This window comes from Brevundimonas poindexterae (assembly GCF_020524625.1).
GTDB lineage: Bacteria > Pseudomonadota > Alphaproteobacteria > Caulobacterales > Caulobacteraceae > Brevundimonas > Brevundimonas poindexterae_A.
In genome coordinates this window covers 1,055,385-1,076,814 of record NZ_JAIVLL010000001.1, presented here as the reverse complement: position 1 = coordinate 1,076,814, position 21,430 = coordinate 1,055,385, and the positions used below count along the sequence as shown (strand labels likewise).

Here is a 21,430-nt window from a genome sequence, read left to right as displayed (position 1 = left end):
AGGGACTTCCATGCTTGCCCGTTTGATCGCCACGTCCGCTGCCGCCCTTGCACTCGCCGCTGTGGCCCAGCCCGCCGCCGCCCAGACCCGTATCGCCGTCGGCGAACAATCCGGGGCCACCCTGAACGCGCAGTCGCCCAAACTCGCGGACGGCAGCTACTACCAATGCTGGGTTGTCGAGGCGCGCGGCCAGCCGATCACCATCGATCTGATGAGCGGCTTCTTCGACACCTTCCTCGTCGTCGGTACGGGAAGTGACTGCGGCGACAGCATGACCGCCATCGCCGCCGACGACGACAGCGGCAACAACACCAACGCCCAGATCAGCGGCACCTTTGATGTGCCGCGTCTGCTGATCCGCGCCAATGCCTTCAACGCGGGCGAGGGCGGCAACTACTGGATCAAGGTCACGGCCGGCCTGCCGGAGGTCGAGGAGCGCCTGGGCTCAATGGATGCCCTGCCGCAGGTCACCAGCGAATGGGGCACGGAAACCTATGTCTGTGCCGGCGCCTATCGGGCGATGGGTGAGCTGAAGCAGTATGTCGGCCGCTACGGCAATGTCGCCTCGATCGACTATGCGGCCCGCGATCGTCAGGTCTCCGGACGTCTGAGCACCGGTGAGGCCGGCTCGGCCGACTTCATGTCGAGCGCCCTGGCTCTGGAGGCCCTTAACGGCTTCATTGATGACAAGCCGCAGAACGTCGCAAGCTATCTCGAAACCGTAGCCGCCTGTGATCGCGCCTACGGCTTCAACCCGGTCACCCGCTATCGCTGACACCGTCAGGGCTCGTCAGTTACAGTCACGCTGACTTTGGCTAGGGTCGCTTCAGGAAGGGCGCATCGGGCGCCCGGGCGGGAGCGACCCTCATGCGTATCGGAACCCTGATTTCAACCGGCCTGGCCAGCCTGCTGGCCGCCTCTGCGCTTGCGGGCGCGGCCTCGGCCCAGAGCGCGATCCGCGTCGGCGAGCCCGTCAGGGGCACGCTCAGCGCCAGCGATCCGGTCATGGAGGTCGATGGCAGCAGCTATGACTGCTACATCCTGTCGACCCGTGCGGGGCAATCCTACACCATTGATCTGACGTCCAGCGACTTCGACACCTTCATCGGCATGGGGCCGGGCCGGGCCTGCCAGCCGCCGGTCGAACAGACCAATGACGACATCAGCGAAGACAACGTCAATTCACGCCTGACTTTCACCTCCACGGGCGGCGACTACTTCATCCTCGCCAACAGCTATGAGGCCGGCGAAACCGGCGCCTATCGCCTGATCGTGACGGAAGGCCCCGCCTCTGGCGGGTCGTCGGGAGCCGCCTACGAAAACCTCACGCGCCCGACAGATCCGGAGGGGCGCTACGACTTCGACGTCACCTGCGCGGCCTTCGGTACGCTCGGCATGCTCGAACTCATGGAGAGCGAGATGAACGATGGCGAGCTCCAGCGGGTGCTCGAGGAGAACTACACCCTGCTGACGAATGCCGAGGCGTCCGGTGCCGCCCGCGGCAAGTCGGCCGAGGACGTCTCGAACGAGGTCGCGGACCTGGCGGCCGAAATCCTCATGGATCCCGACCTGGTCGCGCAGCTTCCCCCCGTCGAACTGCGGGCCGCCTGCCTGCGCGCCGCCGCAGCCTAGGCCGAAGGCAGCAGGCCCGGCACGAAGTCGCGATAGCGGCCGGCGGTCACCCCGTCGGTCGCCCGCGCGATGTCCGGCGCGAAATAGTGGTCGGACGCATATTCCGGCGCCGCCTCGCGCACGAGGGCCCACGCGCGTTCCAGCGCGGGCGAGGACGTGAGCGGGCGGTGGAAGTCCAGCCCCTGCGCCCCGGCCAGCAGCTCGATCCCGACCACGGTCGCCGTGTTCTGTGCCATGTCCAGCAGCCGCCGGGCCCCATGCGTCGCCATCGACACATGGTCCTCCTGATTGGCGCTGGTTGGCACCGTGTCCACGCTGGCCGGATGGGCCACCATGCGGTTCTCGGCGACCAGCGCCGCCGCCGTCACCTGGGCGATCATGAAGCCCGAGTTCAGGCCCGACTCGCGTACCAGAAAGGCGGGCAGGCCACTCATCTTGGGGTCGACCAGGATCGAGGTCCGCCGCTCCGACAGATTTCCGATCTCGCACAGGGCCATGGCCAGCTGGTCGGCGGCAAAGGCCACCGGCTCGGCGTGGAAGTTTCCGCCCGAGATCACGTCGCCGTCCTCGACGAACACCAGCGGATTGTCGGTCACCGCATTGGCCTCGCACTCCAGCGTCGCGGCCGAGGACCGCATCAGGTCCAGGATCGCGCCCATGACCTGCGGCTGGCAGCGCAGCGAATAGGGGTCCTGCACCTTGGAGCAATCGGTCCGGTGGCTGTCCCGGATCGCCGATCCCGACATCAGGTCGCGCAGGGTCTCGGCCACCGCGATCTGCCCCGGCTGGCCGCGCAGGGCGTGGATGCGAGCATCGAACGGCGCATCCGATCCCTTCAGGGCGTCGACCGACATGGCCCCGGCCACCAGGGCGGCGGCAAAGGCATCCTCGGTCGCGAACAGGCCGGTCAGCGCCAGCGCCGTCGAACACTGGGTCCCGTTCAGCAGCGCCAGACCTTCCTTGGGCCCCAGCGTCAGGGGCGCGAGACCCGCCGTGGCCAAGGCCTCGGTGGCGGCCATCCGCTCGCCCTTCACCCGGGCCTCGCCGACGCCGAGCAGCAGGCAGCTCATATGGGCCAGCGGCGCCAGATCGCCGGACGCCCCGACCGATCCCTTGGACGGCACGCACGGCAGCACATCGGCGGCCAAGAGCGCGATCAGCATCTCCAGCGTCTCGCGCCGGATGCCCGAGGCCCCGCGCGACAGGCTGGCGACCTTCAGCACCATCATCAGCCGCACGACCCGGTCTTCCAGATCGGGGCCCACACCACAGGCGTGGCTCAGCACCAGATTGCGCTGCAGCGTCTCCAGGTCCTCCGACTTGATCGAGGTGTTGGCCAGAAGGCCGAAGCCGGTGTTCACGCCATAGACCGTGCGTCCCTCGGCCACGATGGCGGCCACTGTGGCGGCACCCCGGTCGACCGCAATCCATGCGGCGTCGGTCAGCGACAGGGTGACGGGTCCATCCAGCACGGCGCGCAGTTGCGCGAGGGTGAGAGGGGCGTTTCCGAGGGTGAGAGTGGTCATTGGGTTTCTTCCGGCTCAGATGGCCCTTGCCTGTTCGACAGGATTCGATCGACGCGCGCAGCGTAGTCAGCCCCAAACGGGGCGGCCAGAACCGACTCCAGAGCGCAGACCAGGGCGTCCACGCTTGCCTGCTCAGGTTCCGAGACGATCAGCGGATGCCCCGGCTTTTCGCCGAGGCGATTCAGGATTTCGAACACGATGATCGCATCGTCTGTATCGAGGGATAGCTGGACCTGCGTCACGTGAGGCCCGGCAGGTTCAGGCCGTGCTCGCGGGCCGCGTCCTTCGCCATGTCATAGCCCGCATCGGCGTGGCGCATGACGCCGGTGGCGGGGTCGTTCCACAGCACCCGTTCAAGGCGTCGGGCGGCGTCGGGCGTGCCGTCGGCGACGATCACCACGCCCGAGTGCTGGGAATAGCCCATGCCGACCCCGCCGCCGTGGTGCAGCGACACCCAGCTGGCGCCCGAGGCCGTGTTCAGCAGGGCGTTCAGCAGGGGCCAGTCGGAGACGGCGTCCGAGCCGTCCTTCATGGCCTCGGTCTCGCGGTTGGGGCTGGCGACCGAACCCGAGTCCAGATGGTCCCGGCCGATCACAATGGGCGCGCTCAGCTCGCCCGAGGCCACCATCTCGTTGAACATCAGGCCGGCCCGGTGCCGGTCGCCCAGCCCGATCCAGCAGATGCGCGCCGGCAGGCCCTGGAAGGCGATGCGCTCGCCTGCCATGTCCAGCCAGCGGTGCAGGCCCGCATTGTCCGGGAACAGCCGCTTCATCGCCGCGTCCGTCTTGCGGATATCCTCGGGGTCCCCCGACAGGGCGGCCCAGCGGAACGGGCCGATGCCGCGACAGAACAGCGGGCGGATATAGGCCGGCACAAAACCGGGGAAGGCAAAGGCGTCCTCGACCCCTTCGTCAAAAGCCACCTGGCGGATGTTGTTGCCATAGTCGGTGGTCGGCACGCCCATGCAGTGGAAGTCCAGCATGGCCTTCACATGGGTGGCCATGGAGGCCCGGGCCGCCCTCTCGACCGCCGCCGGATCGCTGACCCGCTTCGTCTCCCAGTCGCTGACCGTCCAGCCCGAGGGCAGATAGCCGTTGACCGGGTCGTGGGCGCTGGTCTGGTCCGTCACCAGATCGGGGCGCACCCCGCGACGCACCATCTCGGGCAGCAGGTCGGCGGCATTGCCCAGCAGGCCGATTGAGGTCGGCTTGCCGTCCTTCAGCGACTGCTCCAGCAGGGCCAGCGCCTCATCCAGCGTCTCGGCCATGACGTCGAGGTAGCGGGTGCGCAGGCGGAACTCGATCCGGCTGCGCTGGCACTCGATGGCGATGCAGGAGGCGCCCGCCATGGTCGCGGCCAGCGGCTGGGCCCCGCCCATGCCCCCCAGCCCGGCGGTCAGGATCCACTTGCCGGACCAGTCGCCGCCATGGTGCTGGCGCCCGGCCTCCATGAAGGTCTCATACGTCCCCTGCACGATGCCCTGGGTGCCGATGTAGATCCACGAGCCGGCGGTCATCTGGCCGTACATGGCCAGCCCCTTGCGATCCAGTTCGTTGAAATGCTCCCAGGTCGCCCATTTTGGCACGAGGTTCGAGTTGGCGATCAGCACGCGCGGCGCATCGGCATGGGTGCGGAACACCCCGACCGGCTTGCCCGACTGGACCAGCAGGGTCTCGTCCTCGGCCAGCGTCTTCAGTTCGGCGACGATCCGGTCGAACGACGGCCAGTCGCGCGCGGCCTTGCCGATCCCGCCATAGACGACCAGGTCCTCCGGCCGTTCGGCGACCTCGGGGTCCAGATTGTTCATCAGCATGCGCAGGGCGGCTTCCGCGGCCCAGGTCCGGGCGGTGCGTTCGGGGCCGCGCGGACTGCGGATCGTGCGGGTGTTCGAGATCGGTTGAGTCGTCATGGTCCCGTCTCTACGGTCCCGTCCATGACGATGGAAGACTCAGAGGCTTTGGGCTGGCGGTCGGTTGCCGACCTGATCGGCGATCACCCTGACGCGGCGGTCGCCCTGATCGGCGCGCCCCTCAACGAGCGCTCGCTGACGCCGGGCCGGTGTGACCTCGGCCCGCGCGCCTTCCGCGCCGTCCTGCCGCGCTTCTCGACCTATGATGTCGAGACGGGCCAGGTCCTCGAAACCCGTGTCCACGACGCGGGCGATGTGGCGCTCAAGGCCCTGGCCCCGGACGCGGCCTTTGCGCCCTTGCGCGACGCAGTGCAGGCCCAGGCGCATCGGCGGCTGACCGTGATCGTCGGCGGCAACAATGCCGTCACCCGGCCGGGCGTGCAGGGGCTGGGCCTTCCTGGCACGGCGCTCCTGACCCTCGATGCCCATTTCGACCTGCGCGATACCGATCAGGGGCTGACCAACGGCAATCCGGTTCAGGCCCTGCTCGACGACGGCATGGACGGCAGCCTCATCAGCCAGGTCGGCCTCGCCCCCTTCGCCAATACAAAAAGGGCCCATGACAAGGCGATGGCCGCCGGCATTTCGGTGCGCACCGCCGGGGAATGCCAGCGCAAGGGTTTTGCCGCCGTTGTCGCCGAGGAACTGGAGCGCCTCGCCGCCCGCGCGGACCGCATCTATGTCGATGTCGACATCGACGTCATCGACCGCAGCCAGTGGCCCGCCAGCCCCGGGGCGCGCCCCGGCGGGGTAGGCGTCCACGCCTTCTTCGAGGCCACCCTCCTGATCGGGTCACATCCAAAGGTCCGGGCCGTGGACCTCACCGAATACGACCCCTCGCTCGAGGTCGGGGATCTGGGCTCTCTTACCGTAGGCCGCTGGTTCTGCGAACTGCTGGCCGGGTTCGAGGGCCGATGAAGGTCGACCGGCTGATCACCGACTGCCGTCTCGCCACCATGGTCCCGGGTGGCGAGCCCTATGGCGCCCTCGACGACGGCGCCATCCTGATCCGCGACGGCCAGATCGTCTGGATCGGCTCCCGCGGCGACCTGCCGGAGCATGAGGCCGCGCACACCGACCGGCTGGACGGGCGCTGGGTCACGCCGGGCCTGATCGACTGTCACACCCATCTGGTCTTTGCCGGCGACCGCTCGGCCGAGTACGAGCGGCGCCTGACGGGCGTGCCCTATGCGCAGATCGCGCGCGAAGGCGGCGGCATCGCCTCGACCGTCCGCGCTACCCGGGAGGCCAGCGAGCCCACCCTGACCTCCCACGCCCTCGACCGGCTGAAGGCCCTGACCGCCAGTGGCGTCACCACCGTCGAGATCAAGTCCGGCTATGGGCTCGATGCCGACAGCGAACTGCGCATGCTGCGCGTCGCCCGGGGTCTGGAGCAGGCAGGCAAGGCCCGCGTCCGCACCACCTTCCTCGGCCTGCACGCCATTCCACCGGAGTATGCCGACCGCCGCGCGGCCTATGTCGATCTGATGATCGATCAGGTCCTGCCCGCAGCCCATGCCGAGGGTCTGGTCGATGCCGTCGACGCCTACCTCGAACCCATCGCCTTCACCGGCGAGGAGGTCTCCCGCCTGTTCGACAAGGCGCGCGCCCTCGGCCTGCCGGTCAAGCTGCACGCCGACCAGCTGGGCGACGGGGGAGGGGCCGCGCTCGCCGCCCGCCACCGCGCCCTGTCGGCCGACCATGTCGAATACATCTCGGACGAGGGCGTTCAGGCCATGGCCGAGGCCGGCGTGGTGGCCGTCCTGCTGCCCGGCGCCTTCGTCATGCTGGACGAGACGCAGTTGCCGCCGGTCCAGGCCTTCCGCGACGCAGGCGTGGCCATGGCCGTCGCCACCGACTGCAATCCCGGCACCTCGCCGATGGCGTCGCTGACGCTCGGCATGGCACTGGCCTGCATGAAGTTCCGCCTGACGCCCGAGGAGGCCCTCGCCGGCACCACCCGTCACGCCGCCCGCGCGCTCGGCATCGCCGATCGGGTCGGCACCCTCGAAGCCGGCAAGGCCGCCGATCTGGCGGTCTGGGACATCAACGGCCCCGGCGAGCTGTCCTACTGGCTGGGCAAGCCCCTGCTCCATTGCCGCTACCTCGGCGGCAAACCTGCAACGCAAGATTGATAGGCTGGGTTGAATCGCGCTAGGGTTTCCCTTCAGGAGAGCCCCGTGTGCCAGCCGTCCGACCCGTCCGATCTTCCGGCCTCAGCCCCGCCGCGGCGCCATGAGGGCGTGCTCATCGGCCTGCTCGCCGGCCTTATCCTGCTGCAGGCTGTCGTCCTGCTCACGACCCTGACCGGCTGAGGCCCTTCTGTCCGCCGCCGTTTCGCCCTAGGTCAGGACGTCAGCGGACGGAGGCGGCATGGCGCGCGACACATGGGATGCAGTGGTGCTGGGCGGCGGCCACAACGGGCTGGTGTGCGCCTTCTACATGGCCCGTTCCGGGCTGAAGGTCCGCGTGCTGGAGCGGCGCTCGGTCGTCGGCGGGGCGGCGGTCACCGAGGAATTCCACCCCGGCTATCGCAACTCGACCGCCAGCTACACCGTCAGCCTGCTCAATCCCAGGGTCATCGCCGACATGCAGCTGCCGCGCCACGGCCTCCGCGTCGTCGAGCGGCGCATGTCGAACTTCCTGCCCCTGCCGGACGGCGACAGCCTGTCGGCGGGCGAGGGCGGTCTGACGGCGCGCGAGGTGGCCCGCTTTTCACCCCGCGACGCGGCCCGCCTCGATGACTATGGGCGCCGTCTGGACGCCGTGGCCGATGTGCTGCGCGACCAGATCCTGAAGGCCCCGCCCAACCTCACCCCCGGTCTGGATCTGGCCAGCCTCGGCCCGGCGCTGGCGGCCGGGGCGCTGGGCCTGCGCGTCAAACAGCTGGACCAGACCACCCAGCGTGACCTGATCGACCTGTTCACCCGCTCGGCCGGGGAATGGCTGGACGGCTGGTTCGAGAGCGACCCGATCAAGGCCCTGTTCGGCTTCGACAGCGTCGTCGGCGCCTACGGCAGCCCCTGGACCCCGGGTTCGGCCTATGTGCTGCTGCACCACGTCTTCGGCGAGGTGAACGGCAAGCGCGGCGCCTGGGGCCATGCGCTCGGCGGCATGGGGGCGATTACCCGGGCCATGGCCGCCGCCTGCGCCGAGGCCGGGGTCGACATCACCCTCGATGCCCCGGTGGCCGAGGTCCTGATCGAGAAGGGCCGTGCCGCCGGTGCGGTCACCGAAGCGGGAGAGGTCGTACGCGCCCGGACCGTGGTGTCCAATCTCCATCCCCGGCTGCTGTTCGACCGGCTGGTGGATCCCGCCGTCGTGCCGGCGGATTTCCGGGAGCGGATGGACCGCCACGTCTCGGGCTCGGGCACCTTCCGGATTAACCTGGCGCTGGATCGCCTGCCCCGCTTCACGGCCCGGCCAGAGCCCGGCGATCACCTGACGGCGGGCATCATCATCGCTCCCAGCCTCGCCTATATGGACCGCGCCTGGCTGGATGCCCGCCAGCACGGCTGGTCCCGGCAGCCCATCGTCGAAATGCTGATCCCCTCGACCCTCGACGACAGTCTGGCGCCCGAGGGCCACCACGTCGCCAGCCTGTTCTGCCAGCATGTCGCCCCGGATCTGGCGGACGACCATCGGGATACCGTCGCCGACCTGATGATCGATACGGTGGACGCCCATGCCCCCGGCTTCCGTCAGTCTGTGGTCGGACGATTGGCCCTGGGCCCGCGCGATCTGGAGCGGCGCTTCGGCCTGATCGGCGGCGACATCTTCCACGGCCGGCTCAGCCTCGATCAGCTGTTCAGCGCCCGGCCTGTGCTCGGCCATGCCGACTATCGGATGCCGGTGCCGGGCCTCTATCTGTGCGGCTCGGGGGCGCACCCCGGCGGCGGCGTGACCGGGGCGCCCGGCCACAACGCGGCCCGCGCGGTCATCCGGGATATCAGGCGGTCGTGACGCCCAGCGCCTGCATCAGGGCCTGCTGGATCATCGGCTCGGTATAGGGCTTTTGCAGATTGGGATGGGTCTCCCATCCGTCCGACAGCCCGCCCTGGCCATAGCCGGTGGAAAAGACCATCGGAATGCCCTTCGCCTTGAGGATCTCGGCGACGGGATAGACCGTCTGGCCAGCGACATTGACGTCCAGCAGGGCAGCGTCGGGCAGGTCATCGCCTGACAGCATCTCGACCGCTTCCGGTACGCGCGAGGCCGTGCCGAACAGGACGCAGCCCATGTCTTCCAGCATGGTCTCCAGCAACATGGCGACCAGCGACTCGTCCTCGACGATCAGGATCCTGCGTCCTGCCAGACCGGGGATACTCATGACGCGCGGCGCTCCAGCGGAAAGGTGAGACGGAAGACCAGTCCGCCATCGGAATAGTCCAGGCTGCATTGTCCCGCCAGATCATGACGCACATTGCGCTCGATCAGCCGGCTGCCGAAGCCGCGATGTTCGGGGGTCGTGACCCGGGGGCCGTCCAGCTCCTGCCAGACCAGTTTCACTTCGTCGTTTTCCAGGGCCCAGTCGACCAGCACCCGCCCGTCGCCCGACGTCAGGGCGCCATGCTTGGCCGCATTGGTGGCCAGCTCGTGGAAGATCATGCCCAGCGACAGGGCCTGGGCCGGCTCAAGGGCCACGGACGGACCGTTGGGCAGGATCCGGGTCAGCCCGTGAGCCTCGGTCTCGTGCCTCAGCACCTCGGCCAGGTCCGCCCCCTCCCAGTGACTGCGGGTCAGCAGATTGTGGGTATGCGAAAGCGCCATCAGACGGGCCTGGAACCCTTCGGCGAAGGCGCGCGGCTCGCCGTGGGAGCGCGCGGTCTGCATGGCGATCGACTGGACCGTGGCCAGGGTGTTCTTCACCCGGTGGTTCAGCTCGTCGATCATCAGCTTCTGGCGTTCCCCCGCCAGAACGACATCGGTGACGTCGTGGCCCTGCACGAACACACCGGCCACCTCGCCGTCGCTGTCCTTCAGGGGCTGATAGACAAAGTCGAGATAGTGGGTCCGGAGGGATCCCCCCGGGCCGCTGCTCAACTGCACCGGCATGGCCCGGCCCTCAAAGGCCGTGCCCGTCTCGCGCACCTGCTTCAGCAGGTCGAGAAAGCCCTGGGCCGGCACTTCCGGCAACGCCTCGACCAGCGGCCGGCCGGTCAGGTCGCGACGCCCCACCAGGGCGGCATAGGCCTCATTGTGCATCTGGAAGACGAAATCCGGCCCGGTCAGCACGGCGATGAAGCCGGGCGCCTGCATGAAGATGTCGAGCAGGCGGTTGCGCTCGGACTGCAGACGCAGGTTGTCGCTCTGCAGATGTTCGGCACGGGCCAGCACATTGCTGCTCAGCAGATCGGCGACGGCAACCGAGTCCTTGGCCCCGGACACGCGCTTGCGCAGGTTCTGCAGTTCCGTGATGTCGGTCGTGTGCTGAAGGATGTAGACGATCTCGCCCGCCCCGTCGCGGATGGGGGTGTGGGTGGCGCTCCAGTAGCGGTCCTCGATGCGCGGCTCTCCGTCCGGCCCCCTGACCTCGATGGGATAGTGGATCAGCGCCAGGTGGTCGGGCTCGCCGGTCTGAAGCACCCGCTCGAACGAGTTTTTCAGCTGGCGAACATTCTCGCGCGCCTGCTCCGACTGGCCGCCGGCATCGAAAATCTCGAAAAGATTATTGCCGATCAGCTCCGAACGACTGCGCCCCACGGCGTCGAGGTACGCCTGGTTCATACCGGCGTAGCGGAAGTCGGTCGTCAGCATGGTGTAGGGGTTGGGCGAGGCGTCAAAGGCCCGGGCCATGTCCCGTGCCATCCCTTCCCCTAAATCCAGATGCCTCAAATTCCGGCTCCCCCCTCGACGAGCCGTCGAAACGCACCATAAAGACACCGGTTCCCGACGTCTGTGAAGGGACGAATTTGCGGCATCCCGCGCGCCCCGCCATGGTGAGCCCATGTTGATCTCCGCCCTGATGTCTCTCGCCATGGTGTTCACCCCCATGCCCGATCCCACCGGTACCGTTCAGCTGGAGCAGGGCCAGGTCCGCGGCGTGGTCGAGGATCAGGTCGTGGCCTTCAAGGGCCTGCCCTACGCGGCGCCCCCGGTCGGCGACAGGCGCTGGCGTCCTCCCGCTGCCCCGGCGTCGTGGGACGGCGTGCGCGAGGCTTCCGACTACGGCGCCATCTGCATCCAGCCGCCGTCCAATGGCGACCCCGGCGTCGGCCCCCTGCCGATGAGCGAGGACTGCCTGACACTGAATGTCTGGAGCCCGGTCGAGCGCACCGGCCCGCTGCCGGTCATGGTCTGGATCCACGGCGGCGGCTACAACAACGGCTCGGGCACGGTCGCCCTCTATGACGGCACGGCGCTGGCGCAGCGTGGCGTCGTGGTCGTCACGATCAACTACCGGCTGGGGCGACTGGGATTCTTCGACCATCCGGCGCTGGCCGAGGGCCGTGCGGCCGACGAGCCCGCCGGCAACTATGGCGTCATGGACCAGATCGCGGCCCTGGAATGGGTGCGCGACAATATCGCGGCCCTGGGCGGTGACCCCGCCAATGTGACGATCTTCGGCGAGTCGGCGGGCGGGGCGGCGGTCACCCAGCTGATGATCGCCCCTTCGGCACGCGGCCTGTTCCACAAGGCGGTGGTCCAGTCGGGTCTGGGCCGCCAGCGGTCGGCCCTGCTGGACCTCGACCGCCCGGGCCGTCCGTCGGCCCAGTCACTCGGTCAGACCTTCGCGCGCAGCGCCGGTCTTCAGGGCCCGGTGACCGCCGACCAGCTCCGGGCCCTCCCGGCCGAGGCCTTCCTCACGCCCATGCCCGCCTTCTATTCCGACAATCTGATCGTCGACGGCATCGTCCTGACCGAGGATGTCATCCAGGCCTTCACCGCGGGCCGACAGGCACCGGTCCCGCTCATCATGGGCACCAACAGCGCCGAATTCTGGTGGATCCGGCCGGCCGACGCCGGGGCCTATGGTCGCACCGACGATGCCCTGACCGATGCCGAGCACGACGCCCTGCTGGCCGCCTACGACGGTCCGGACGGCTATGACGCCCACGTCGTCAGCGACCTGATTTTCAACGAGCCGGTGCGCCAGCTGGCCCGCCTCCATGCCGCTGCGGGCCATCCGACCTACCTCTACCGGTTCGATGTCGTGCCCGATTCCAATCCCGAGCCCAGCGGCGGCGCGACCCACGCATCCGAGCGCCCCTACGTCTTCCAGACCCTGTCCACCGTGGGCCGCCTCCTGGGCCAGCGGGACTACGATGCCTCCGACGCCATGGCCGGCTACTGGACCCGGTTTGCCGGGGCGGGGGACCCGAACGGCGCGGGCGCGCCGGCCTGGCCCGACTACCGCGCCGAATCCGATCACCTGCTCGAGTTCACCAATGACGGACCCGTGGCCCGCCCGGTGCCCCATGCCGACCGGCTGGACCTGATCGAGGCCTTCTACGCCCGGGTGCGCCCGCTTCCCTGACCGCCGCCCCGGCGCTGTGGCAAAAAAGGGGCACTTGCGCGGCTTATGTTTGCTGTGCCATGTAACCGATTACACGATTTGACCGACGAACCTCGGCAAGGGGTCGGCACGGCTGGATCGTCCAGGGAGCCCTGAAACCGTGACGTTCAATCGATGTCCATCGCTGACCCGCGAGGCCGGAAAATGAAACCGGCTACAATTCGCGATGTCGCCCGTCACGCCCAGGTGTCCGTCGCCTCCGTCTCGCGCGCCCTGAACGGCTCGGACACGGTCACGGAACAGACCCGCAAGCGAATCCTGATGTCGGCCGAGGCCCTGCAATATGTGCCCCACAGCGGCGCCCGTAGCCTGTCGACCAGCAAGACCAACACCCTCGGCATCATCCTGCCGGACCTGTACGGCGAATTCTTCTCCGAGCTGATCCGGGGCATGGATCTGGCCGCGCGCGAGCATGGCTATCACCTGATCGTCTCGGGCTCGCATGACGACGCCGACGGGGCGGCCACCGCCATCCGCTCGATGCGCGGGCGCGTCGACGGCCTGGTGGTCCTGTCGCCCCAGATCGACTCGGCCAATCTGGCCACGGCCATGACCGGCCGCCTGCCCGTGGTGCTGATGAACGGCGGCGCGGCCGATGCGACCCGCCCCTCGATCGTCGTCGACAACCACGGTGGTGCCCGCGCGGCGGTCCAGCACCTGCTGGACGGCGGCTGCCGCGACATCGCCCACATCGCCGGTCCGGCCGGCAACCTCGAGGCCGAGGCCCGTCTGGCCGGCTATCTCGAGGCCATGGCCGAGGCGGGGCTGGAGCCGCATGTGGTCGAGGGCGACTTCAACCAAGGCTCGGGCCATGAATCAGCCCAGGCGCTGATGAAGGCCGATCGCCGCTTCGACGGCGTGTTCTGCGGCAATGACATGATGGCCATCGGTGCCCTGCTGGCCTTCCAGGAGGCGGGCGTCCGCTGTCCCGAGGACGTCGCCGTCGTCGGCTTCGACGATGTGCCGATCGCCGCCCTCGTCAGGCCCGGCCTGACCACCCTTCGCATTCGTATCGCCGAGACCGGTCGCCGCGCCCTGCAGCGGCTGGTCTCGCAGATCCAGGCTGCCCACGCCGGTCGCGTGTCCGATCCGGACACGACCTGCGAGGTCGTGCGGCCTGAGCTCGTAATCCGTTCGTCCACCCGGGCGACGGCCTCAACCACGCGCGCGACGGACGGGCGGCCGTCGGGCGTGACCGCTTCCGCTCAGGGGGAAAACCAGGATGGCTAAAATGAACATTCGATATCTGGGGGCGGCCTCCGTCCTCGCCATGGCCGTGTCTCTGGGCATGGCCGGAACGGCGTCGGCCCAGGTGGCCACGTCCACGATCCGCGGTGAAGTGACCGACAGCGGGGCCAGCGAGGCCGGCGCCACGGTCGTTGCCCGCGATGTGGCCTCGGGCTTCACCACCCGGACCACCGCCAATGCCGAAGGCGGCTATGTGCTGTCGGGCCTGCGCCCCGGCACCTATGAGATCACCGTCACCACCGCCGAGGGCGAGACCGCCAGCGACGTGGTCACCATCGGCGTCGGCCAGGTCGGCGATCTGGATCTGGACGTCGGCGGCACCGTCACGGCGGCCGGCACCAGCGTCGACGACATCGTGGTCGTCGGCCGTCGCCTGCCCGAGGTCCGCACGCCGGAAATCGCGACCAACGTCACGACCCAGCAGATCGAGACCCTGCCGCAGATCAACCGCAACTTCCTGAACTTCGCCGCCCTCGCTCCGGGTGTGCGGGTATCGGTCAACGAGCAGGAGCAGACCATCACCGCCGGCGGTCAGCGCGCCGAGTCGGTCAACGCCTTCATCGACGGCGCCAGCCTGAAATCGAACGTCATCGCCGGTGGCATCATCGGTCAGGACGACAGCCGCGGTAACCCGTTCCCGCAGGCCGGCATCCAGGAATTCCGCGTCGTCAGCCAGAACTTCAAGGCGGAATACGAACAGGCGTCCTCGGCCATCATCACGGCCGTGACCCGTTCGGGCACCAATGAGTTCGAGGGCGAGATCTTCGGCTCGTACCGCGACGAAAGCCTGATCGAGCAGGACGTGTTCGCCCAGCGCCGCGGCGACGACAAGGCCGACCTCAGCGTCGAGCAGTGGGGCGTGGCCTTCGGTGGCCCGATCATCCGCGACCGCCTGCACTTCTTCGGCACCTATGAGCGCAAGGAAGAAAACCGCGCCGCTGTGGTCAACCTCGGCCGCCAGGACCCGCGCTTTCAGACCCAGTTCGGTCAGTATGTCGGCACCTTCGCCGCGCCGTTCGAGGAAGACCTGTTCTTCGGCAAGCTCAGTTGGCAGCCGGCCGAAGGCCATCTGGTGGACTGGAGCGTCACCTATCGGGACGAGTTCGACATCCGTGACTTCGGCGGTGCCAACTCCTACGAGCGCGCCACCAACCTCGCCCAGCAGACCATCACCAGCAACCTGCGCTGGCAGTGGCAGGGCTCGGGCTTCCTGAACGAGTTCGCGATCGACTTCCGCGACTACAACTACAACCCGGGTGCCCTGAACTTCTCGGACGCCGGCGCCACCTACCGCCTGTTCGAGAACGACACCAGCCCCGCCCCCGGCTTCCAGCCCGACTATTTCGGCGGGGCCACGATCATCAACCTGGGCGGCCGTGACAGCACCCAGGACATTCACGACCGGGCCTTCACCGTTCGCAACGACCTGACCTTCGACCAGCTGGAGCTGAACGGCTTCCACACGGTCAAGGTGGGCGGCAAGATCTCGATGCAGAACTACGAGGTCCTGAAGCAGTTCGGCCGTAACCCGCAGTTCTACTACGATGTCGACGGCCGTCCCGAGCTCAGCGGCTCGACCACGGTCCCGTACCGCGTCGAACTGGGTCGTTCGTTCCCGAACGTCGACCTCGATAACACGGTCATCGGCCTGTACGTCCAGGACGACTGGCGGATCACTGACCAGCTGGAAATCAACCTCGGCATCCGCTGGGACTATGAGTCGAACGCCGGCAACAAGGACTATGTCACCCCGGCCAGTGTGATTGCCGGCCTGGACCAGTGGATCGCCTCCACCGACGGCGGCAAGGCGGCGGGCTATGTGCCCAGCTGGTTCAACCGCGATGACTACATCTCGACCGGTGACAACCGCGATCCCTTCATGGGCGCCTTCCAGCCGCGGATCGGCTTCTCCTACGATGTGTTCGGCGATCGCTCGACCGTGATCTTCGGCGGCGCCGGTCGCTACTATGACCGGATCAACTTCAACTTCTCGTACGACGAGGTCGTCAAGCCGAACGACATCCGCCAGAACGCCTTCTTCAGCACGACCGGTGGTCCGCTGGGTGTGGCTTCGGGCTCGGCCGGTGATCCGATCCTGTGGCAGGAGTCCTACCGCACGGCCGCCGGCCTCGATCCGGTGTTCGCCACCATCGCGGGTCGCGGTGAGGCCTTCCTGCTCGCCAATGACTGGGAGCCGCCGCGTACGGACCAGTTCAACCTGGGTGTCCGTCAGCGCTTCGGTGACTGGCAGACCGAGTTCACCCTGGCCTACGGCAAGACCGAAAACGAGTTCACCTGGCAGTATCTGAACCGCTGCCGCGAACCCACGGTCGGCAACGATGGCGGCGGCTTCGGCGACAACGGTGGCTTCTGCTCGCCGAGCGGGTCCAACCCGTACCGCACCTATCTGGTGTCGGACCACAACAAGGAACGCGAGTTCACCGCCCTCTACGTCAAGCTGGACAAGCCCTACACGCGGGAATCCGGCTGGGGCATGAACGTCGCCTACACCTGGTCCGAAGCGACCCAGAACGGCGGCAACGATGCCTTCTGCTTCGACTGCTTCAGCGTCGAGACCTCGCCGACCCGGCCTTCGGCCAACGACGAGGAACACCGCATCGTCGCCAACGGCATCGTCGACCTGCCGTGGGACTTCCAGCTGTCGGGCATCCTGACGCTGGGCTCGGGCACGCCGTTCGACGTGTTCGACGGCACGGGTTCGCGCTTCTACTACCGCCCGTATGCGGGACGTCCGGAGAAATACAGCTTCATCATTCCGAACGCCTTCGCCTACCGGAACCTGGACCTGCGCCTGGCCAAGGACTTCGGCCTGCCGAACGGCTCGGAACTGTCGGTGTATGTGGACGCCATCAACGTCTTCAACTTCGACAACTATGCGGGCTTCGATGGCGGCACCGGTTCGGCGGCCAGCCCCAATCCGAACTTCGGACAGCCCTCGCGGGTCCTGTTCCCGACCCGGACCTTCCAGTTCGGCGCTCGCTACAAGTTCTGATCTCCTGAGCCTGGGGCCGCCTTCACATGCGTGGAGGCGGCCCCTCTTTTTTGTGTTTTCGGGTTTGACCCGACAGTCGCGTAAGGTGTGATCATGGATCGCAGACGGTTTCTTCTGGCTTCGGTGGCGGGTGCGGGTCTTGTGGGCCTTGCCGCCTGTGGACGCGGTCAGGGCGAAACGGTCGCCACGCCGGTCACCCTGGATGCCGATGTCGAGGAGCTGCAAAAGCGCACCTTCGACTGGTTCCGCCACGTCACCGATCCGCGCACCGGCCTGACGCCGGATCGCTGGCCCACCCCTTCATTTTCGTCGGTTGCGGCCGTCGGCTTTGCCCTGACCTGCTGGCCGGTCGGCGTCGAGCGCGGCTGGATGACGCGCGAGGAAGCCCGCGACATCACGCTTACGACCCTCCGCTTCTTCCATGACGCCCCCCAGGGGCCCGCAGCGACCGGCGTGACCGGCTACAAGGGCTTCTTCTACCACTTCCTCGACATGGAGACCGGCCACCGCTTCGGCACAACCGAGCTGTCGACCGTCGACACCGCCCTGCTGCTGGGCGGCATGCTGTTCGCGGCCCGCTATTTCGACGGGTCGGACGCGGGCGAGACCGAAATCCGCGAGAAGGCCCAGGCCATTTACGACCGCGTCGAATGGGACTGGGTCGAGGTCCGCCCCCGCCGCATCAGCATGGGCTGGCACCCCGAGACCGGCTTCATCGAGGCCGACTGGCATGTCTACAACGAGGGCATGATCGTCCTGTTGATGGCGCTGGGCAGCCAGACCCACCCGGTCGGCCCCGAGGTCTGGGAGGAATGGTGCTCGGTCTACGACCGCAGCTGGACCGAGGACTACGGCCCCGCCCACCTGCACTTCCCGCCCATGTTCGGGCACCAGTACAGCCACATGTTCATTGACTTCCGCGGCATCCGAGACGCCTGGATGCGCGACAAGTCGGCCGAGATCGGCGATTTCGACTATTTCCAGAACAGCGTCCGTGCCGCCGAGGGGCAGCAGTTCTACGCCCGCACCAACCCCATGGGCTGGGTCGGCTATGACGACGAGGTGTGGGGCCTGACCGCCTGCGACGGACCGGGCGATTTCAAACAGACCATCGACGGCCGCGAGCGCGAGTTCTTCAGCTATTCGGCGCGCGGTCCGGGCGACCGGGACGACGGCACCATCGCCCCCACGGCGGCCATGGCCTCCATGCCCTTCGCGCCGGATGCCGTAACGACCTGCCTCAAGGCGATGAAGGCCCGCTATGGCGAGGCCCTCTATACGCAGTGGGGCTTCCTCGACTCCTTCAACCCGACCCTGACCACGCGCGACGGCGAGCTGCTGCACGGCAAGATCGTCCCGAATGTGGGCTGGGTCGATGGCGACTATCTGGGCATCGACCAGGGACCGATCGTCATCATGATCGAGAACCATCGCACCCAGCTGGTCTGGAACCACATGCACGGTGAGCCGAACCTGATCCGGGGCCTGCAGCGCGCCGGCTTCCAGGGCGGCTGGCTGGACCGCACCGCATGACGCCTTTCCGGCCCGACCGCAGGACGGCACTGGGCTGGCTGGCCGGATCGACCGCGGCACTGGCAACCGGTGCCTGCAGCGGGCGCAATGACGGTCGCGTTCACCTGACCTTCTGGGCCATGGGCGCCGAGGGCACAGCGGTGCCCCAGCTGGTGCCCGAGTTCGAGCGGCGCAATCCGGGCATTTCGGTCGAGGTCCAGGCCGTGCCCTGGACCGCCGCGCACCAGAAGCTGTTGACCGCCTATGCGGGCGACTCGCTTCCGGACATCAGCCAGATCGGCAACACCTGGGTGTCGGAAATGGCGGCCATCGGGGCCCTGTCGCCCACGCCGGATTTCGCCTCCGACCTGCTGGACGACCAGTTTCAGGCCGTCCTCGAGACCAACCGCATCGACGGTCAGGCCATGGCCACGCCCTGGTATGTCGACACCCGGCTGCTGTTCTGCAGGACCGACCTGCTGGGACAGGCGGGCTATGACGCCGTGCCCGACACCTGGGCCGAATGGAAGCGCGCCATGCACGGCATCAAGCGTGTGGCGGGCGAGGGCAACTACGCCATCCTGCTTCCGGTCAATGAGTTCGAGCAGTTGCTGACCTTCGGGCTGCAGGCGGATGAGCCCCTGCTGCGCGACCAGGCGACCCGCGGAAACTTCTCCAGCCCCGGCTTCATCGCGGCCCTGGCATTCTACAAGAGCCTGTTCGACGAAGGCCTCGCCCCGCTGGTGTCCGCGACCCAGATCTCGAACGTCTGGACCGAATTCCAGCGCGGCTATTTCAGCTTCTATTTCTCGGGGCCGTGGTCGATCGGCGACTTCCGCCGGCGTCTGCCGCCCGAAACCCAGTGGGCGACGGCCGGCATTCCGGGGCCGGACGGTCCGGGGGCCTCGGCACCGGGCGGATCGTCGCTGGCCGTCTTCCGCTCCAGCCGCAATCCGGACGCCGCCTGGGCCTGGGTGCGCTATCTGCTGGAGCCCGACACCCAGGTCAGGTTCAATCAGATTACAGGCAGCCTGCCCGCGCGGCAGAGTGCCTGGGACGCGCCGAAACTGGCCTCGGATCCGATGATCCAGCCCTTCAAGGCCCAGCTGGCGCGCGCCGAGGCCGTGCCCAAGGCCCCCGAGTGGGAGCGGATCGTGACCGAGATGCAGATCGTCGCCGAACGCATGGTGCGCGGGGAGTTCACGCCCCAGACCGCCGCCGCCGAGATCGACCGCCGCGCCGACCGCCTGCTCGAGAAGCGCCGCTGGATGCTGGACCGGGGAGGGGTCTCATGACCATGCAGACCGTCACCGCGCCCGCCGCCTCGCGTGAGGCCGCCCGTGCGCCCCGCCGTTCGGACCAGCGCCGTCGCACCCGCGCGGCATGGGGTTTTGTCGCCCCGTCTCTGATCGCCATCGGCCTGTTCTTCGTCATCCCGATGGTCTCGGCCCTGCTGCTCAGCCTGACCGACTTCGACATCTATGCCCTGGCCGATCTGGGCAATCTGCGCTTCGTCGGGCTCGACAACTACCAGAACCTGCTGGGCAACCCCCTGTTCTGGGGCGCCATGAAGAACACCGTCTGGTTCAGCGTGCTGGGGGTGCCGCTGACGCTGGCCGTGTCGCTGGCGGCCGCCGTCATCCTGAACGCCCGCATGGTGCTTTGGCGCCCGATCTGGCGGGTGATGTTCTTTGCCCCCTATGTCACCACCCTGGTCGCCACGGCGGTGCTCTGGAACTATCTGCTGCACACCCGCTATGGCGTGATCAACTGGGGCCTGACCTCGGTCGGCCTGCCCGCCGTCGACTGGCTGGGCCAGCCCTCGACCTCCATCCCGGCCATCCTGATGTTCGTGGTGTGGAAGACCTTCGGCTACAACATGCTGATCTTCCTGGCCGTGCTCCAGACCGTCCCGGACGAACTCTATGAGGCCGCCCGTATCGACGGCGCCGGCCCGTGGAAACAGTTCCGGCACGTCACCCTGCCGGCCATCGGCCCGACCCTGCTGCTGGTCAGCATCATCTCGGTCGCCGCCTTCTTCCAGCTGTTCGCCGAGCCCTATGTGATGACGCAGGGCGGGCCCGCCCAGTCGACCGTGACCGTCCTCTATTTCATGTACGAGGAAGGCTTCAAATGGTGGAACCTCGGCTCCGCCTCGGCCGTCGCCTTCATCCTGTTCCTCTGCATCTTCGCCATCACCCTGATCCAGCTGTGGGTGTCGAAGCGTCTGGGGGCCACGGAATGAAGTTCAAGCCCCGCGTCATCGCCCTGAACCTCGCGGTCGCCTTCATTGCTCTGATGGTGTTGTTCCCGCTGGCCTGGATGGTCTCGGTCAGCTTCATGCAGACGGGCGAGGCCGCCAACTTCCCGCCGCCGCTCCTGCCCAAGAGTTGGACGCTCGAACACTACCGCACCCTGTTCGTGACCCAGGGCATGGGCCGTTATCTGTGGAACAGCTTCGCGCTGGCGACCCTCGCCACCGTCCTCGCGCTCGGCTTCACCGTCCCCGCCGGCTACGCCTTCGCCAAGCTGAAGTTCGCCGGCCGCGACCGCCTGTTCCAGCTGCTGATCGGCGCGCTGGTCATCCCGGCCCAGATCGGCACCCTGCCGCTGTTCCTGATGCTCAAGGGGATGGGGCTGGTGAACACCTATGCCGGTGCGCTCGTGCCCTGGCTGGCCTCCATCTTCGGCCTGTTCCTCGTGCGCCAGTACGCCCTGTCGATCCCCGACGAAATGCTCGAGGCCGCCCGCGTCGACGGCGCGACCGAGGGCCAGATCTTCCGCCGCGTGGTCCTGCCGACCATGCAGCCGATCATCGTCACGCTGGGCCTGTTCGTCTTCCTCGGCAGCTGGAACGACTTCCTCTGGCCGCTGATCATCCTGACCGACCAGTCCAACTACACCCTGCCCGTCGCGCTGGCCGCCATGTCGCGTGAGCATGTGCAGGACATCGAAATGATGATGGCCGGTTCGGTCATCACCGTCGCCCCCGTGCTGATCCTCTTCCTCGCGCTCCAGCGCTACTACATCCGGGGAATGCTGGCCGGCAGCGTCAAGGGCTGAGACAACAGGAG

18 protein-coding genes are annotated in these 21,430 nt (G+C 67.8%); 13 read left to right on the top strand and 5 right to left on the bottom strand.

The annotated features are described in order from the left end of the window. Positions 1-10 precede the first annotated feature (10 nt). Positions 11-775 carry a hypothetical protein gene (locus LC068_RS05510; protein WP_226635197.1) on the top strand — a complete coding sequence of 255 codons (765 nt, stop codon included), beginning with the start codon at positions 11-13 and terminating at the stop codon, positions 773-775. Between the two features lie 92 nt (positions 776-867). Next, the gene (locus tag LC068_RS05505; RefSeq protein ID WP_226635196.1) at positions 868-1,632 is read left to right on the top strand and encodes a hypothetical protein; all 765 of its coding nucleotides are present in this window, start codon (positions 868-870) and stop codon (positions 1,630-1,632) included. On the opposite strand, the gene hutH is transcribed toward LC068_RS05505, so the two are convergent. The 3 genes from hutH to hutU are packed head-to-tail and all read right to left on the bottom strand — an operon-like array spanning position 1,629 to position 5,067. Further along, positions 1,629-3,158: a histidine ammonia-lyase gene (gene hutH / locus LC068_RS05500; RefSeq protein ID WP_226635195.1), complete on the bottom strand. Its 1,530-nt coding sequence runs from the start codon at positions 3,156-3,158 to the stop codon at positions 1,629-1,631. The genes LC068_RS05505 and hutH overlap by 4 nt on opposite strands. Beyond that, on the bottom strand, positions 3,155-3,400 hold the full coding sequence (locus LC068_RS05495; RefSeq protein WP_226635194.1) for a hypothetical protein: 246 nt from the start codon (positions 3,398-3,400) through the stop codon (positions 3,155-3,157). Before LC068_RS05495 ends, hutH begins: the two co-directional genes overlap by 4 nt. Then, the gene (hutU, locus tag LC068_RS05490; protein WP_226635192.1) at positions 3,397-5,067 is read right to left on the bottom strand and encodes a urocanate hydratase; all 1,671 of its coding nucleotides are present in this window, start codon (positions 5,065-5,067) and stop codon (positions 3,397-3,399) included. Before hutU ends, LC068_RS05495 begins: the two co-directional genes overlap by 4 nt. A 24-nt stretch (positions 5,068-5,091) precedes the next feature. Here hutU and LC068_RS05485 point away from each other — a divergent pair, with 24 nt between their 5' ends. Genes LC068_RS05485 through LC068_RS05475 form a run of 4 tightly spaced genes read left to right on the top strand, consistent with a single transcriptional unit; the run spans position 5,092 to position 9,030 of the window. After that, positions 5,092-5,985: an arginase family protein gene (locus LC068_RS05485; RefSeq protein ID WP_226635190.1), complete on the top strand. Its 894-nt coding sequence runs from the start codon at positions 5,092-5,094 to the stop codon at positions 5,983-5,985. Next, positions 5,982-7,202, top strand: a complete 1,221-nt coding sequence (gene hutI, locus LC068_RS05480) for an imidazolonepropionase (RefSeq protein WP_226635188.1) — start codon at positions 5,982-5,984, stop codon at positions 7,200-7,202. Before LC068_RS05485 ends, hutI begins: the two co-directional genes overlap by 4 nt. 45 nt (positions 7,203-7,247) lie before the next feature. Beyond that, the gene (locus LC068_RS13790; RefSeq protein WP_264182117.1) at positions 7,248-7,382 is read left to right on the top strand and encodes a hypothetical protein; all 135 of its coding nucleotides are present in this window, start codon (positions 7,248-7,250) and stop codon (positions 7,380-7,382) included. A gap of 58 nt (positions 7,383-7,440) precedes the next feature. Beyond that, on the top strand, positions 7,441-9,030 hold the full coding sequence (locus LC068_RS05475; protein WP_226635186.1) for a phytoene desaturase family protein: 1,590 nt from the start codon (positions 7,441-7,443) through the stop codon (positions 9,028-9,030). On the opposite strand, the gene LC068_RS05470 is transcribed toward LC068_RS05475, so the two are convergent. Further along, on the bottom strand, positions 9,017-9,397 hold the full coding sequence (locus tag LC068_RS05470; protein WP_226635184.1) for a response regulator: 381 nt from the start codon (positions 9,395-9,397) through the stop codon (positions 9,017-9,019). The genes LC068_RS05475 and LC068_RS05470 overlap by 14 nt on opposite strands. Continuing rightward, on the bottom strand, positions 9,394-10,875 hold the full coding sequence (locus LC068_RS05465) for a PAS domain-containing protein (RefSeq protein WP_226635182.1): 1,482 nt from the start codon (positions 10,873-10,875) through the stop codon (positions 9,394-9,396). Before LC068_RS05465 ends, LC068_RS05470 begins: the two co-directional genes overlap by 4 nt. 139 nt (positions 10,876-11,014) lie before the next feature. Here LC068_RS05465 and LC068_RS05460 point away from each other — a divergent pair, with 139 nt between their 5' ends. From LC068_RS05460 to LC068_RS05430, 7 genes are all read left to right on the top strand, one after another. Further along, positions 11,015-12,544, top strand: a complete 1,530-nt coding sequence (locus LC068_RS05460; RefSeq protein ID WP_226635180.1) for a carboxylesterase/lipase family protein — start codon at positions 11,015-11,017, stop codon at positions 12,542-12,544. Positions 12,545-12,727: 183 nt separating this feature from the next. Next, positions 12,728-13,813 carry a LacI family DNA-binding transcriptional regulator gene (locus tag LC068_RS05455; RefSeq protein WP_226635178.1) on the top strand — a complete coding sequence of 362 codons (1,086 nt, stop codon included), beginning with the start codon at positions 12,728-12,730 and terminating at the stop codon, positions 13,811-13,813. A 1-nt stretch (position 13,814) separates the two neighbouring features. Further along, positions 13,815-16,844, top strand: a complete 3,030-nt coding sequence (locus LC068_RS05450) for a TonB-dependent receptor (protein ID WP_226635176.1) — start codon at positions 13,815-13,817, stop codon at positions 16,842-16,844. A 93-nt stretch (positions 16,845-16,937) separates the two neighbouring features. Further along, positions 16,938-18,377: a glucoamylase family protein gene (locus tag LC068_RS05445; RefSeq protein WP_226635174.1), complete on the top strand. Its 1,440-nt coding sequence runs from the start codon at positions 16,938-16,940 to the stop codon at positions 18,375-18,377. Beyond that, complete coding sequence (locus tag LC068_RS05440) at positions 18,374-19,651, top strand: sugar ABC transporter substrate-binding protein (protein WP_226635172.1); 1,278 nt, start codon at positions 18,374-18,376, stop codon at positions 19,649-19,651. Before LC068_RS05445 ends, LC068_RS05440 begins: the two co-directional genes overlap by 4 nt. Continuing rightward, positions 19,648-20,601 carry a carbohydrate ABC transporter permease gene (locus LC068_RS05435; protein ID WP_226635170.1) on the top strand — a complete coding sequence of 318 codons (954 nt, stop codon included), beginning with the start codon at positions 19,648-19,650 and terminating at the stop codon, positions 20,599-20,601. The genes LC068_RS05440 and LC068_RS05435 overlap by 4 nt, the downstream gene beginning before the upstream one ends. Then, a complete protein-coding gene (locus tag LC068_RS05430) occupies positions 20,598-21,419 on the top strand; it encodes a carbohydrate ABC transporter permease (protein WP_226635168.1) in 822 nt (273 codons plus the stop codon). The genes LC068_RS05435 and LC068_RS05430 overlap by 4 nt, the downstream gene beginning before the upstream one ends. Positions 21,420-21,430: the final 11 nt, after the last annotated feature.

Coding starts and splice junctions, on each gene's coding strand:
- LC068_RS05510 (WP_226635197.1), top strand. CDS start 11: ATGCTTGCCCGTTTGATCGCCACGTCCGCTGCCGCCCTTGCACTCGCC.
- LC068_RS05505 (WP_226635196.1), top strand. CDS start 868: ATGCGTATCGGAACCCTGATTTCAACCGGCCTGGCCAGCCTGCTGGCC.
- hutH (WP_226635195.1), bottom strand. CDS start 3,158: ATGACCACTCTCACCCTCGGAAACGCCCCTCTCACCCTCGCGCAACTG.
- hutU (WP_226635192.1), bottom strand. CDS start 5,067: ATGACGACTCAACCGATCTCGAACACCCGCACGATCCGCAGTCCGCGC.
- LC068_RS05485 (WP_226635190.1), top strand. CDS start 5,092: ATGACGATGGAAGACTCAGAGGCTTTGGGCTGGCGGTCGGTTGCCGAC.
- hutI (WP_226635188.1), top strand. CDS start 5,982: ATGAAGGTCGACCGGCTGATCACCGACTGCCGTCTCGCCACCATGGTC.
- LC068_RS05475 (WP_226635186.1), top strand. CDS start 7,441: ATGGCGCGCGACACATGGGATGCAGTGGTGCTGGGCGGCGGCCACAAC.
- LC068_RS05470 (WP_226635184.1), bottom strand. CDS start 9,397: ATGAGTATCCCCGGTCTGGCAGGACGCAGGATCCTGATCGTCGAGGAC.
- LC068_RS05465 (WP_226635182.1), bottom strand. CDS start 10,875: ATGGCACGGGACATGGCCCGGGCCTTTGACGCCTCGCCCAACCCCTAC.
- LC068_RS05460 (WP_226635180.1), top strand. CDS start 11,015: ATGTTGATCTCCGCCCTGATGTCTCTCGCCATGGTGTTCACCCCCATG.
- LC068_RS05455 (WP_226635178.1), top strand. CDS start 12,728: ATGAAACCGGCTACAATTCGCGATGTCGCCCGTCACGCCCAGGTGTCC.
- LC068_RS05450 (WP_226635176.1), top strand. CDS start 13,815: ATGAACATTCGATATCTGGGGGCGGCCTCCGTCCTCGCCATGGCCGTG.
- LC068_RS05445 (WP_226635174.1), top strand. CDS start 16,938: ATGGATCGCAGACGGTTTCTTCTGGCTTCGGTGGCGGGTGCGGGTCTT.
- LC068_RS05440 (WP_226635172.1), top strand. CDS start 18,374: ATGACGCCTTTCCGGCCCGACCGCAGGACGGCACTGGGCTGGCTGGCC.
- LC068_RS05435 (WP_226635170.1), top strand. CDS start 19,648: ATGACCATGCAGACCGTCACCGCGCCCGCCGCCTCGCGTGAGGCCGCC.
- LC068_RS05430 (WP_226635168.1), top strand. CDS start 20,598: ATGAAGTTCAAGCCCCGCGTCATCGCCCTGAACCTCGCGGTCGCCTTC.